This is a genomic window from Cryobacterium sp. 10C3 (assembly GCF_034314285.1).
Taxonomy (GTDB): Bacteria; Actinomycetota; Actinomycetes; order Actinomycetales; family Microbacteriaceae; genus Cryobacterium; species Cryobacterium glucosi.
Map to the genome: position 1 here is coordinate 230,639 of NZ_JAVIWF010000002.1, position 12,320 is coordinate 242,958.

8 protein-coding genes and 3 pseudogenes are annotated in these 12,320 nt (G+C 68.4%); 8 read left to right on the forward strand and 3 right to left on the reverse strand.

The window, feature by feature from the left end:
• Positions 1-36 precede the first annotated feature (36 nt).
• From RGU41_RS01680 to RGU41_RS01705, 6 genes and pseudogenes are all read left to right on the forward strand, one after another.
• Positions 37-973: pseudogene (locus RGU41_RS01680) on the forward strand (ABC transporter ATP-binding protein).
• A 3-nt stretch (positions 974-976) separates the two neighbouring features.
• A complete protein-coding gene (locus RGU41_RS01685) occupies positions 977-2,293 on the forward strand; it encodes an ABC transporter permease (RefSeq protein WP_322135335.1) in 1,317 nt (438 codons plus the stop codon).
• 83 nt (positions 2,294-2,376) lie between these two features.
• A complete protein-coding gene (locus tag RGU41_RS01690) occupies positions 2,377-3,507 on the forward strand; it encodes an ABC transporter substrate-binding protein (RefSeq protein ID WP_322135336.1) in 1,131 nt (376 codons plus the stop codon).
• Positions 3,497-4,358: pseudogene (locus tag RGU41_RS01695) on the forward strand (ABC transporter permease). Before RGU41_RS01690 ends, RGU41_RS01695 begins: the two are co-directional and overlap by 11 nt.
• Positions 4,355-5,200, forward strand: coding sequence for an ABC transporter permease (locus tag RGU41_RS01700; protein WP_241975406.1), 846 nt, complete (start codon positions 4,355-4,357; stop codon positions 5,198-5,200). Before RGU41_RS01695 ends, RGU41_RS01700 begins: the two are co-directional and overlap by 4 nt.
• Complete coding sequence (locus RGU41_RS01705) at positions 5,197-6,366, forward strand: ABC transporter ATP-binding protein (protein WP_322135337.1); 1,170 nt, start codon at positions 5,197-5,199, stop codon at positions 6,364-6,366. Before RGU41_RS01700 ends, RGU41_RS01705 begins: the two co-directional genes overlap by 4 nt.
• A 3-nt stretch (positions 6,367-6,369) precedes the next feature.
• Here the strand turns inward: RGU41_RS01705 and RGU41_RS01710 are convergent, their stop codons facing one another.
• Positions 6,370-7,392 (reverse strand): diacylglycerol/lipid kinase family protein, encoded by a 1,023-nt coding sequence (locus RGU41_RS01710; protein WP_322135338.1) that lies wholly within the window; start codon positions 7,390-7,392, stop codon positions 6,370-6,372.
• 141 nt (positions 7,393-7,533) lie between these two features.
• Entirely contained in the window at positions 7,534-9,477 is a 1,944-nt protein-coding gene (locus RGU41_RS01715; RefSeq protein WP_322135339.1) for a DUF2207 family protein, read from the reverse strand.
• Between the two features lie 256 nt (positions 9,478-9,733).
• Here RGU41_RS01715 and RGU41_RS01720 point away from each other — a divergent pair.
• Both RGU41_RS01720 and RGU41_RS01725 read left to right on the forward strand, forming a co-directional pair.
• Positions 9,734-10,128: pseudogene (locus RGU41_RS01720) on the forward strand (wax ester/triacylglycerol synthase domain-containing protein); the annotation flags it as partial.
• Positions 10,129-10,247: 119 nt separating this feature from the next.
• On the forward strand, positions 10,248-11,054 hold the full coding sequence (locus RGU41_RS01725) for a WS/DGAT domain-containing protein (protein WP_322135341.1): 807 nt from the start codon (positions 10,248-10,250) through the stop codon (positions 11,052-11,054).
• Positions 11,055-11,130: 76 nt separating this feature from the next.
• On the opposite strand, the gene RGU41_RS01730 is transcribed toward RGU41_RS01725, so the two are convergent.
• Entirely contained in the window at positions 11,131-12,123 is a 993-nt protein-coding gene (locus tag RGU41_RS01730) for a hypothetical protein (RefSeq protein WP_322135342.1), read from the reverse strand.
• Positions 12,124-12,320: the final 197 nt, after the last annotated feature.

Consider the following 12,320-nt stretch of genomic DNA (forward strand, 5'->3'; position numbering starts at 1 on the left):
GAAACTGAGCCGCTCGTGCACATCAGCAACTTCCGGATGGACTTCGGCCGCACCACCGTGATCCGCGACCTGTCCTTCGACATCAACCGGGGCGAGACCTTCGGGTTCCTCGGGTCCAACGGATCCGGCAAGACCACCACCATCCGCGCGCTGCTCGGGATCTACCAGCCCACCGCCGGTCTGCTGCACATCAACGGGAAGCCGTTCAGCCCCGAGGACGGCGCCACCCTCGGCTACCTGCCCGAGGAACGCGGCCTGTACAAGAAGGAATCCGTCATCGACGTGATGACCTATTTCGGGCGCCTCAAGGGACTCAGCCGATCGAACGCGCACTCCTGGTCGCTGCAGTATCTCGAACGGGTCGCGCTGGCCGATAAGGCGAAGGTGCGGCTCGACAAACTTGTCGGGCGGCCAGCAGCAGAAGGTGCAGCTCGGCGTCACGATCATGAACGACCCGGAGCTGCTCATCCTCGACGAGCCGACCAAGGGCTTCGACCCGGTCAACCGCAAACTTCTGATGGACATCATCGAAGACCAGAAACGCGCCGGCGCCACCGTGCTGATGGTCACCCACCAGATGGAAGAGGTCGAGCGCCTCTGCGACCGGATCGTGCTCCTGAAGAACGGTGAGGCCGAGGCATACGGCACCGTCGAAGACGTGCAGGACCAGTACGGCGGAACCGTGGTCCGGGTCCGCTACTCCGGCGAGATCCCCGACTCTCCGCACTACACGGTCACCCGGCGCGAGAGCAGCTACGCCGAACTGACCGTGACCGGCCCGATCGACGAGGCCGTCATCCTGCGCGAACTGATGGATGCGGGGGTGACCGTTCGCGAGTTCACCGCCGGTCGTCCTTCCCTCGACGACATTTTCGTCGCCGTCTATGGTGACCAGAACACCGGTGATCAGAACCCCGGCGACCAGAACGCCGGCGCTACTGCCGGTGAACGTAACGGAACGGCGGGGGAGTAGACCATGGCTCGGCACAATCTCGGCACCGTCGTCTCCTTCGAAGTGACCCGCACGCTCAAGAAGAAGCAGTTCTGGCTCACGACCCTGCTCGTGCCAGTGGTGATCGGCATCGTGATCGCGCTCATCGTGCTGTCCAACACCTCCACGGAGAGCAAGGTCGACTCGCAGAAGGACGCGACCCTCCGGTTCACCTACAGCGACGCATCCGGTTACATCGACCCGGCCATCGCCACCGCGTTCGGGGGCACCCTCGCCGCCGACCCCGACCAGGCGATCGCGGACGTGAAGTCGGGCGCATCGGCGGCCTACTTCTCCTACCCGGCCGAACCGACGAAGGAGGCCACCACGGTCTACGGCGCCGACGTCGGCATCTTCGACAACGGCAAGTACTCCTCGGTGGCGACCCAGTTGATGGTCGCCAGCGCCCAGGCGAAGATCGGCGACCAGACGTTGACCGGGCTGGCGCGGGGCTCCTTCCAGGTCGATGCGATCACCTATAAGGACGGCGCGGTCTCCGGCGGAATCCTCGGTGCCGTCGCCCCCCTGCTCTTCCTGCTGATCTTCTACGTCGTGATCGTGATGCTGGGCAACCAGATGCTCACGAGCACCCTCGAGGAGAAGGAGAACCGGGTCACCGAGATGATCCTGACCACCCTCAACCCGACGACCCTGATCATGGGCAAGATCATCTCCCTGTTCATCATCGGGATCGTGCAGATGCTCGTGTTCATCCTGCCGGTGCTGGTCGGCTACCTGTTCTTCCGCACCTCGCTGAGCCTGCCCGACGTCGACCTCTCCCAGCTCATCGTCAACCCCGGCCAGATGGTCGTCGGCGCCCTGCTCCTGATCGGTGGGTTCACCCTGTTCATGGGCACCCTCGTCGCAGCCGGGGCGATCATGCCCACCGCCAAGGAGGCCAGCCAGGTCTTCGGCATCGTGATGGCGCTCGTTTTCGTGCCCCTCTACGCGGTGTCGCTCGTGGTGTCCGATCCGCACGCGCTGATCGTGCAGCTCTTCACGTTCTTCCCGTATTCCGCGCCGGTGACGGCGATGCTCCGGAACGGACTGGGCTCGCTGAGCCCCTGGAGTCCGGCATCGTCATCGCGGAACTCTTCCTGCTCGGCGGAATCGTGCTCCGGCTCGCGGTGCAGCTGTTCCGCTACGGCTCGGTCGAATACACCAAGCGGGTCTCGCTGCGTACCGTGTTCGCGCGCTCGCGGCGGTGAGCGCGGGAGTCGTTCCGTGCGGAGGGAAACGTGGCGCCGAGCATTCATGAGCTGTTCAGGAACGTTTCGCCGTCCCGTCAAGAACGACTTTTAGTCTCTCGGTGACCAGCACCGCGGCAACGAACTGCGCTCGCCGATGCGTGTGCGGCCTCTCGCTGCTGGTCAGACGGAGGAAAATTGATCACCCCACGCACCCTGATCACATCCCTGGCTGCCACGGCCGTGCTTGCGATCGGCCTCACCGGATGCTCCGGCACGGCCGCGAGCGGAACCGCCACCACCGATGCCGCAACAGCCACCAGCCTGAGCGCATTCGGCGACCTGCCGGCCCTCGAGAACGCAGCCAAGGCGGAAGGCAATCTCAACGTCATCGCCCTCCCTCGTGACTGGGCGAACTACGGCGCCGTGCTCGACGCGTTCTCGAAGAAGTACCCCGAGATCACGATCAACGAAGCCTCCCCGGACGGCTCGAGCGCCGAGGAAATCCAGGCGGCGGACACTCTGAAGGGGCAGGACACCGCGCCAGACGTCTTCGACCTGGGCCTGGCCGTAGCCCTGTCCAGTACCGACCGGTTCGCCCCGTACAAGGTGGCCACCTGGGCCGATATCCCCGACGCCCTCAAGGAAGCCACCGGGCTCTACACCGGCGACTACGGCGGATACCTGGCCGTCGGCTATGACCCCGACGCCGTCCCGGCGCCGACGCAGCTGAGCGACCTGCTCGGCGCAGCCTACAAGGGCAAGGTCGCCATCAACGGCGACCCGACCCAGGCCGGGGCCGCGTTCGCCGCCGTCGGGATGGCGACCGTGCAGAACGGTGGCACCGTCGACAACTTCCAGCCCGGAATCGACTTCTTCGCCAAGCTCAACGCCGCGGGCAACTTCGTCAAGATCGACCCGACCCCGGCCACGATCGCTTCCGGCGAGACCCCTGTCGTCTTCGACTGGGACTACCTCAATGTCGGCTACGGCACCAAGCTCGCCGGTCAGCGCAACTGGAAGGTCGTCGTGTTCCCGGGCACCGGCTACGCCGGGTACTACAACCAGGCCGTGAGCAAGGACGCCCCGCACCCCGCCGCAGCCCGGCTGTGGCAGGAGTTCCTCTACAGCGACGAAGGCCAGAACCTCTGGCTCGCCGGTGGTGCACGCCCTGCGCGTGCCGAAGCGATGACGGCCGCGGGCACCATCGACGCGGCACTGTTGGGCGCCCTTCCGACGGCCCCCACGGAGACCGTGGTCCCGACCAAAGAGCAGAGCGCAGCCGCGGCTACCCTGCTCGGCGCGACCTGGGCCGCCGCTGTCCAGTAGCACCCGCACAACGGCAGCAGCCTTCGGGCTGCTGCCGTTCGCGGTCTACGTGCTCCTCTTTCTCGCCCTGCCGACGCTGATCGCCGTCGGTACCGGATTCTTCGACAAGTCCGGCTCGTTCACCCTGGCGACGGTCGCGGCACTCGGTAACCCCGTGGTGCTCAACGCGTTCGCCAATTCCCTGTGGTTGTCCGCCCTCACCGCGGTGCTTGGCGCGTTGGTCGGCGCGATCGCGTGTTACGGGCTGCTCGGCGCACGTCCGGACGGGGCCCTCCGCACGGTGGTCGATTCGCTCAGCGGAGTCCTCGCCCAATTCGGCGGCGTGATGCTGGCCTTCGCGTTCGTCGCCACCATCGGCATCCAGGGCATCGGTCACGCTCATCCTGCGCGACACCTTCGGCCTGGACATCTTCGCGGGCGGTGTCTGGCTCTATGAATTGCCCGGGCTGGTGCTGCCCTACCTCTACTTCCAGGTGCCGCTGATGATCATCACGTTCATGCCCGCTCTCCAGGCCCTCAAACCGACCTGGGCCGAGGCCAACGCCACCCTGGGCGGGAGCACCGCCTCCTACTGGCTGAGGATCGCCGGCCCGGTTCTCGCGCCCTCCTTCCTCGGCAGCCTCCTCTTGCTGTTCGCGAACGCGTTCTCGTCGTATGCGACCGCTGCGGCGCTCACGAGCCAGGGCTCCCAGATCGTGCCGCTGCAGATCCGGTCGGCGCTGACCAGCGAGACGGTGCTCGGCCGGGAGAACCTGGCCGGTGCGCTCGCCCTCGGGATGGTCGTGGTGATGGTGGTCGTCATGGCCGGCTATTCGGCCCTGCAATCGAGGGCCGCACGGTGGCAGCGGTGACCGGCCCGATCGTGCGGGAGGGCGTAGCGCACGCTCCTTCGCGCGCCGTGCGCGCCCTGATCCTGGGTGTGATCGGTTTCCTCTTCGTCATTCCGTTCGTGGCCATGGTCGAGTTCACCCTCCGCAAGGGACTGGCCGGTGGCCACGATTTCTCCCGCTGGAGCGCGCTGTTCCAGGGCGGTCTCACCGGGCCGTACCGCCAGGTGCTCGTTGCCGTCGGCAATTCGGTCGGCCTGGCCGTCGGAACGGTGCTGATCGTGCTCCTGCTGCTCGTGCCTACGATGCTGCTGGTGCACATCCGTTTTCCCCGGCTGCGACGCCTGCTGGAATTCGTCTGCATCCTGCCGATCAGCATCCCGGCGATCGTCCTCGTCGTCGGACTGGCGCCGGTCTACTCGGTGCTCTCCCGGCTCGCCGGCAGCGGAGTCTGGACGCTGTCCCTGGCATACGGCATCATCGTGCTGCCGTACGCCTACCGGGCGATCCAGGCCAACCTCGATGCCGTTGACGTGCGCACGCTGAGCGAGGCGGCCCGCACCCTGGGAGCAGGCTGGGGGAGCGTGCTGTTCCGCGTGCTTCTGCCCAACCTGCGCCGTGGCCTGCTGGCCGGCGCATTCATCGCGGTCGCCGTGGTCCTCGGCGAATTCACCATCGCGTCGCTGCTGAGCCGGGTGAACCTGCAGACCGCGCTCGTCGTGGTCAGCAAGGCCGACCCGTACACGGCCGTGATCCTGTCCCTGCTTTCGCTGATCCTCGCGTTCCTGCTGCTCCTTCTCATCGGCCGCCTGGGCGCCGAACGCACCCGCTCGCCACGACACCGCCCCATCGGAGGCAGGCAATGACCCGCAACACGAGCAACACCCCGCTGGACACGCCGACCGGGAGCACCGCGCCGGCTCCCTCCGGTCAGGCTGCTCAGACGGAGGTGTCGTCGAGCGCAGCCACGCACCGCCACGGAGCCGTCGTCGAATTCTCGGGCGTCACCAAGGATTTCGGGGGACACCGAGCCCTCGCCGGATTCGACCTCACCCTGCACGCCGGCGAGTTCGTGGCGCTTCTCGGCCCGAGCGGAAGCGGCAAGACCACGGCACTCCGGGCGCTCGCCGGTCTCGAATCGACGGATGCCGGCATCATCCTGGTCGACGGAGTCGACGTGTCCACCCTCCCGACGAGCCGGCGCGACATGGGCATGGTCTTTCAGGCCTACTCCCTGTTCCCGCATCTGAGCGCGGGCGAGAACGTCGAATTCGGGCTGCGGATGCGCGGGGTCGCCGCCGCGGCTCGCCGGCGTCGAGCCGGGGACGCCCTCGCCCTCGTCGGCCTTGCGGACCACTACGACAGGTTCGCCCACCAGCTGTCCGGCGGTCAGCAGCAGCGGGTCGCACTGGCCCGCGCCCTGGTCACCGAACCACGGGTGCTCCTGCTCGACGAGCCGCTCTCCGCTCTCGACGCCAAGGTGCGGGTGACCCTGCGCGAGGAGATCCGGCGGATCCAGACCGAGCTGGGCATCACGACCCTGTTCGTGACGCACGATCAGGATGAGGCGCTCGCGATCGCCGACCGGGTCGCAGTCATGCGCGACGGCCGGATCGAGCAGGTCGGTACCCCCGAAGACCTCTACTCCCGGCCGGTCTCGCCGTTCATCGCCGATTTCGTCGGCCTGAGCAACCAGCTGACGGGAATGGTGCGCAACGGATTCGCGGAGCTGTACGGAACCCGGTTGCCCCTTCTCGACCCGTCACAGGCGGACGGGACCGTACTCGTCGCGGTGCGGCCGGAAGACCTCGAGCTCGCCGCGGACGGGGTGGAGGGCGTCGTCACCGCTTCCAGCTTCCACGGGTCGCTTCGCCGCACCCGGGTGCGGTTCGCCGACGGCGCCGAGGTCTCGGTGCAGCACGGCGTGCGCGTGCACCCCGCTCCCGGCGACGCCGTGCGGGTGCGCTTCACCGGCGCTCCGGTCTCCGTCGCAGCGGCCGCGAACCCGGTGCAGGCCGGATCCCGGCCGTAATGGCTACGCAGCCGGGGCGGGCACGCGCACGGTGAGGCCGCCCGGGGAGATCCAGGTCTTGAACGCGATGGCCGACCCGAATTCGTCGCCGTCGAGCTCGATCTCTTCCGGCCGGTGCAGGCGCAGGACGAGCTCGGTTCCGGTCGCGTAGTTGAGGGCGTCGACGTCCTTCGTCCTCAACCGGCGCGCGAGTGGGGTGCGGCTGAGCACCCCGTTCTCCCAGATCACCTTGGAGACGATCTGCACCCAGCCGAGCACTCCCTTCGGCTTGAGCACGACGATGTCGAAGTGCCCGTCGTCGACGACCGCGTCGGGCAGCAACACGATCTCGGCAGGAAGCAAGCCGCAATTGCCGACCATGATCGTGTGGGCCCGCATGGACTGCGCGGGCTGTTTGTCAAGGCTGTACCGGAAGTGCAGGTCGTTCCGGTCCTGCCCCACGGCGACGAGGGCCTTCACGTAGGCCAGCCAGCCGACCTTCGCCTTGAGGTCGTCGTCGGTGTTGGCGAGCATCTTGGCATCGAGGCCGAGACCGGCCATGACCAGGTAGGCGTGCCGGTCGACCGTGCCGTCGGCGCGCCGGATGTCGATCATGCCCACGTCGATGGGGCGGTCGGTCCCGGTGAACGCCGAGCGGATCGACCCTGCGGCATCGTCGAGGGCGAGTTTGAGGTTGCGGGCGAGCAGGTTCCCGGTGCCAGAGGGCACCAGGACGAGCGCGCGATCGGTGCCGTGCACGACCTCGGCGACCGCGCGCACGGTGCCGTCGCCGCCCGCCACGATGATGACGGATGCGCCCGCCTCGATCGCCTGCCGGGCCGCGCCCTGTCCCGGGTCGTCTTCCGAGGTCTCGAACCAGAGCGTCTCCGGCCAGCCCGCGGCGGACTCTTCGGTCGCGACGGAGGCCTTGAGCGCGGGGAGGTCGACCTTGATCGGGTTGTAGACGACCGCGGCCAGGCGGGTCCGGGCGTCCGGGGCGGTTCCGTTTCCGGTCGCGTCGGGATCCGTCAGCTCTGTGTTTGTCATGGGGTGTCCTCCGGGTTCTGTGCGGGAAGCCTAGCGCCCCGCAGGCTCGGCGGTCACCGTCGTGCGACATCCGTCACCTGTAAGACGGTTCTTCGGCGGAATTGTCACGCCGATCGGCCAGAATTCCCTGAGCCTCTCTGTTCAGGGGGTGCGGTCAAGGTCCCGCGGGAGCCACCAGCCACGGGGCAGCGCTCCGGCCGACGCGAGGTCGAGCTCGCGTCGCCAGCCACGCTCCAGGCCGAACAGCACGGCGTAGGCGAGCAGCGGATCGTTGAGCTCGGCGACCTCGACCGTGGCCTTGCGTTGCGTGTACAGCGCGCCGGACGGGCTCTGCAGGAAGTTGATCCGGAGCTGCTCGGCGACCCGGATGTACTCCCGCAGGCCGAGCAGGTGCTCCCGGGCGAGGGCGCCCTTCCGGGTCAGAGGGTAGCGGGTCACGGCGAGCGTGAAGGCGCTGAAGGTGACGGCGGCGCTCGCCGCGCTCACCCAGAACAGCAACCAGGCCTGCGATTCGATGCCGTCGTAGGCGAGCTGGCGGGAGAGACCCCATTGCAGGGCGGTCGTCGCGATGACGCCCCAGGTCAGCAGGTCCCTGACGAAACCGTTCGGCACCCGCCGGTAGCCCTCCGCGAGGGACCGGCGCCAGCCGCGCAGGCTCAGTTGCCGGAATGCCGGTCGCAGCAGGCCGCCGCGCACGTCGAGGCGAACGGGTCGCATCGAGCGTTTGGCGGGACGTCTCTTCGTGCTGATGATGCGGGCGTCGCCGAAGACGGCGTTGAGCAGGTCCTTGTCGGCGTCGGTCAGGGTCGCCTCATTCACGTATTCGAACTCGTACCAGTGCCGGCCGGCGGGGGAGTTTGCGCCGTCGTTGCCGCCGTCGACCCTGCCGTCGGTCACGGGGCTCACCCGGAGCAGTCGCACGTTGCCGCGCACGGCGAGGTCGAGCAGGGAAGCCACGATCGACCGGCGGCTCCGGCCCAGGATGTGAGAGGCGAGCATGAGGTCGACGCCCGCCTGGGGCGTGCTCTCGGCGATGACGATGCCGCGACCGGAGGCATTCCGCCACACCGTGGCCCGGGCGAGGAGCCCGAGCAGGAGCAGCCCGACGCCCACCAGGATCGGCAGGAACGGCGCGAGCAGGCGCATCCACTCGAGTAGCGAGCGGTCGGAGGGCATGAAAGTGCCGTCGGCGAAGTGGAATTCCACCCAGACCGTGCCGAACGGCGGCAGCGTGGACAACACCCGGTTGTGGAAGACCGCCTGCCCGGGCTGGGCGAGGGGATCGTCGTCGGCGACCCGGTCGAATGAGGCGGTGCTGCCCAGGATGGCCCAGGCGACGCCCCAGCTCGGTTCTCCGGCCAAGTGCGCCGCGAGCGCTGTGTCCATGCGCACGGTCACGTCGACGCCGCCTATTCCCTGCAACCAGCGTTCGCCCGTCACGCTCCAGTTCAGGCTGTCTTCGAACGCGGTGTTCTGGGCGTCCTGGACATGATCGGTCAGCTCGGTCTGCACGTAACGGATCAGGAATCGGTGGTCGCCGACGAGTCGTGCGCCGGTGTCGGTGGAGATCTTCCAGGTGTCGCCGCTGCGGGTGACCGTGAACGGAACGGCGGTGCCCCCGGCATCCGTCACCGAGGTCACCGTGGTGTGTACGGTATGGCCGCGGCTCTCGGCGACCAGGTAGCGGGTGATGCCGGTAGCCGTGGAGTCGGAGCCGAAGATTCCGTCGACGGTCTCAAGCACGCTCGCCCGCGAGTGGCCCTGCGCGTCTGCGTCGAGCGTGTAGTCGACGGAGAGGTTGCGGATCAGGAACTCGTCTGCGGAGGTCTTGGCCGGGTGCAGGTACTCGTCGAGGGTGTCGGGCGGGGTGAGGTCCTTGCCGAGCAGCATGGCCAGCCCGGCCAGGGTGATGAGCAGGCACACCGCGCGGAGGATCAGCCGCTTGCGACCGATGCCGATCGCATCCGCCCAACGATCGAGGCGTTCCAGGCGCCGGCCGAATACGGCGACGAAACCGGATGCCTGTGGTGCCGCCGGCGCCGGTGGGCCTGCGTTGTGCGCTGGGCTGGAGCTGGAGTCGGCCATCCCGCCAGCCTACGGGCGGTTCGGGAACGCCTCGCCCGCGGCCGTATTGTCAGGGCCGCCATCGCTCCACTGGATAGTGCCCGACATCCTCGGCGTGCTGATGTGGGCCTGGTCCGTCTGGACGGGAATCGCGTTGATCCGGCTCGGGCTGCGGACCCCGCGGGTATAGCGTGGCGCTATGCCCACCCTGCCACCCATCGATCGGGTCAGTGCGGACGATCTGATGTCGCTCGCCACCGAACGAGGATCCTCGCCCATGCAGGTCGGAGCGGTGCTGTTTCTCGATACTCGTGCGGGCCTCGACACAGAGGTGGCCCTCGGCGTGCTCGCCGACCGCATCCGCCGGGTGCCGCGGCTGCGGCAAAGTCTGATCGACGTGCCCATCGGATGCGGCCGGCCGGCCTGGGTCGACGACCCCGACTTCGACGTGTCGCGGCATCTGTCCTCGCGAGTGTGCCCGGCGCCCGGGGAGAGGCGGCGGTCCTCGACATCGCCGCGGGGCTGCTCGGCACCCGGCTGTCGCGTTCCCGGCCGCTCTGGGTCGCGGTGCTCGTGACCGGGGTCGGTGCGGGTGCGCCGGCCTCACCGGACGACCGAGCCGCGCTCATCATCGTGTTCCACCACGTGCTCGCCGACGGGATGGGCGGCCTCGCCGTGATGGCGAGCCTCGTCGACCGCCCCGCGGATCCCCTGCCGCGAAACCGGGTGAATCGTCGGTCTGGGGTGCCCATAACGACGATTCACCCGCTTTCGCGAAAGGGTTCTGGGGGATGCCCTCTGTCTCGGCGCTCGCGCGTGACGCGTGGGCGGGCAGGGTTCGCGCGGTGCCGCAGCTGCCGGCCTCCCTGGCGCGTGCGGTCGGCGGCCTCCTCGCCTTGCGCGGATCGATCGGCGCCCCGCGCCTGGCCCGCACCTCGCTCAACGTGCCGACCGGGCCGCGGCGGCGCTTCGTGTCGATCCGGCTCGACCTGGGGCGTGTGCTCGCGGTCGGCCACGCGCACCACGCCACGGTCAACGACCTCGTGCTCACGGCGATCGGCGGCGCGCTGCACCGGCTGCTCGAGCAGCGCGGCGAGCGGCAGGAGACCTTCGTGTTGTCGGTGCCGTTCTCGGGTCGGCGCCAGGCTGTCGCGGGCGAACTGGGGAACCAGAGCGGGGTGATTCCGATTCGTGTGCCCGGGGTCGGGCATCCGTTCACTCGGCTGGATGCTGTCGCCACTGCCACGAGGGCGGCGAAACTCGCGCCCGCGGGCGCGTCGACGGCGTTGCTCGGGCCGTTCTTCCGGCTGCTCGCGCGGCTCGGACTGTTCCAGCGGTTCATCAGCCGGCAGCGGACCATCCACACCTTCGTGACCAACCTGCGCGGGCCGGCGGAGCCCCTCTCGATCTTCGGGTGCCCGGTCACCGGCCTCGTGCCCCTGACCGGCCCCACCGGAAACGTGACGGTGTCGTTCGCCGTGCTCTCCTACGCCGGCAGCCTCGAGGTCACCCTCGCGGCAGACCCGGACACCTGCCCAGACCTGGACGCCCTCCGCGCGCTCCTCGAGCACGAGTTCGCCGCACTGCTGCACCCCTGACGCGTGGGCATGGCACCTGCAAATTCTTCGGTTGCGAACTCGCGGCCGCGTAACTCCGGGCTCGTTTCGGCCAGTGTCAGAGGCAGGCGAAGACGGTCAGGTCCCACTGTCTCGTCTCAAAGGCAATCTGGACGATGTATGAGTACGCGAAGTCGTAATCGAAGGTGTACGAGCTGCCACCCTCGACCATGATGTCGTCGAAAGCCTCGCCCTGGCACATGGATTGGTAGTTGGCGTTGTTGTGGACAACGGGCGGGTCCAGGAAGGTGGGGTGGGGCAGGAACTGAATGCCAGGGGAGCCGGACGTCGTGCCGCCGGTACTGCCGGTTCCGCTCGACCCGGAACTCCGGGAAGTACCGGAATTCCGGGCGCTGGTCGCTGCCGCGACCCGCGCGGCTTCAGCGGCGGCGGCTTCGGCCGCGGCTTGGGCTGCGGCCACGGCAGCAGCCTGATTTGCCGTCAGTGCGGCATTCGCGACGACGACCGCGGTGAAGGCCTTCGGCAGTTCCCCGTGGGTGATGGCCGCGGCACGCAGTGCGCGAACGGCCGCGGTGACAGCATCCCGGGCGTTTTGATCGGCAGCGGTCTGCACACCGACCGCGGTCTCCGCTGCGGTGGCTTCCGCCTCCGCGATGGCCTGGAGCCGACGCACGACGACGGAGTGAGCTTCGGCGATCGCCCGGGCGTAGCCGCCGTGAGCGGCCAAGCTCAGTCGGTCTCGGGCGACGTTCAGCTGTGCGATCAGGGCCGGGTCGACGACACCGACCAGGCGCCTATCGAAGTCATCCAAGGGGAGAACGAAGAGGGCGACTTCGGTGCGCAGCGCCGCGAGTTCGCTCACGGCTCGTGCGGCTGTCGCCGCGAGGGTCGCACGCTTGGTGTTCTCGGCGACGACCCGATCGTGTTCGGCCGATGTCAGCGGGATGCCGATCCCGGCGGTAAGGAGAGTCGCGAGACCGACAGCGAGTGTCAGGAAGAACCACGTTCGCTGTTTCCGGGACCGCGCGGGGACCCGCACTGTGGACCCGTCGGCAGTGGAGGTCGTGTCGGTTCCTGCGCCGGTGCGCATGCGGTCCTCGCTTCATCGGTGATCGTGGGACATCGGCTGGGCATCCACGGGATTCACCAGCGCACCTCTCGTCAGGCTATCGGTTGGCCGTGCCGCAGCCGGAGCCCCCGTTCGAGGCTCGTCGCACCAGTCTGACGGCCGCGGTCGGTTTGACTGAGGACGCGCCAGCGCCCAGAATGGAACTAAGTTCCATTTTG

Excerpts from the sequence above, each read along its gene's own strand:
- RGU41_RS01715 (WP_322135339.1), bottom strand. The coding sequence starts at position 9,477 with ATGGCCGACTCCAGCTCCAGCCCAGCGCACAACGCAGGCCCACCGGCG.
- RGU41_RS01705 (WP_322135337.1), top strand. The coding sequence starts at position 5,197 with ATGACCCGCAACACGAGCAACACCCCGCTGGACACGCCGACCGGGAGC.
- RGU41_RS01730 (WP_322135342.1), bottom strand. The coding sequence starts at position 12,123 with ATGCGCACCGGCGCAGGAACCGACACGACCTCCACTGCCGACGGGTCC.
- RGU41_RS01685 (WP_322135335.1), top strand. The coding sequence starts at position 977 with ATGGCTCGGCACAATCTCGGCACCGTCGTCTCCTTCGAAGTGACCCGC.
- RGU41_RS01710 (WP_322135338.1), bottom strand. The coding sequence starts at position 7,392 with ATGACAAACACAGAGCTGACGGATCCCGACGCGACCGGAAACGGAACC.
- RGU41_RS01725 (WP_322135341.1), top strand. The coding sequence starts at position 10,248 with ATGCCCTCTGTCTCGGCGCTCGCGCGTGACGCGTGGGCGGGCAGGGTT.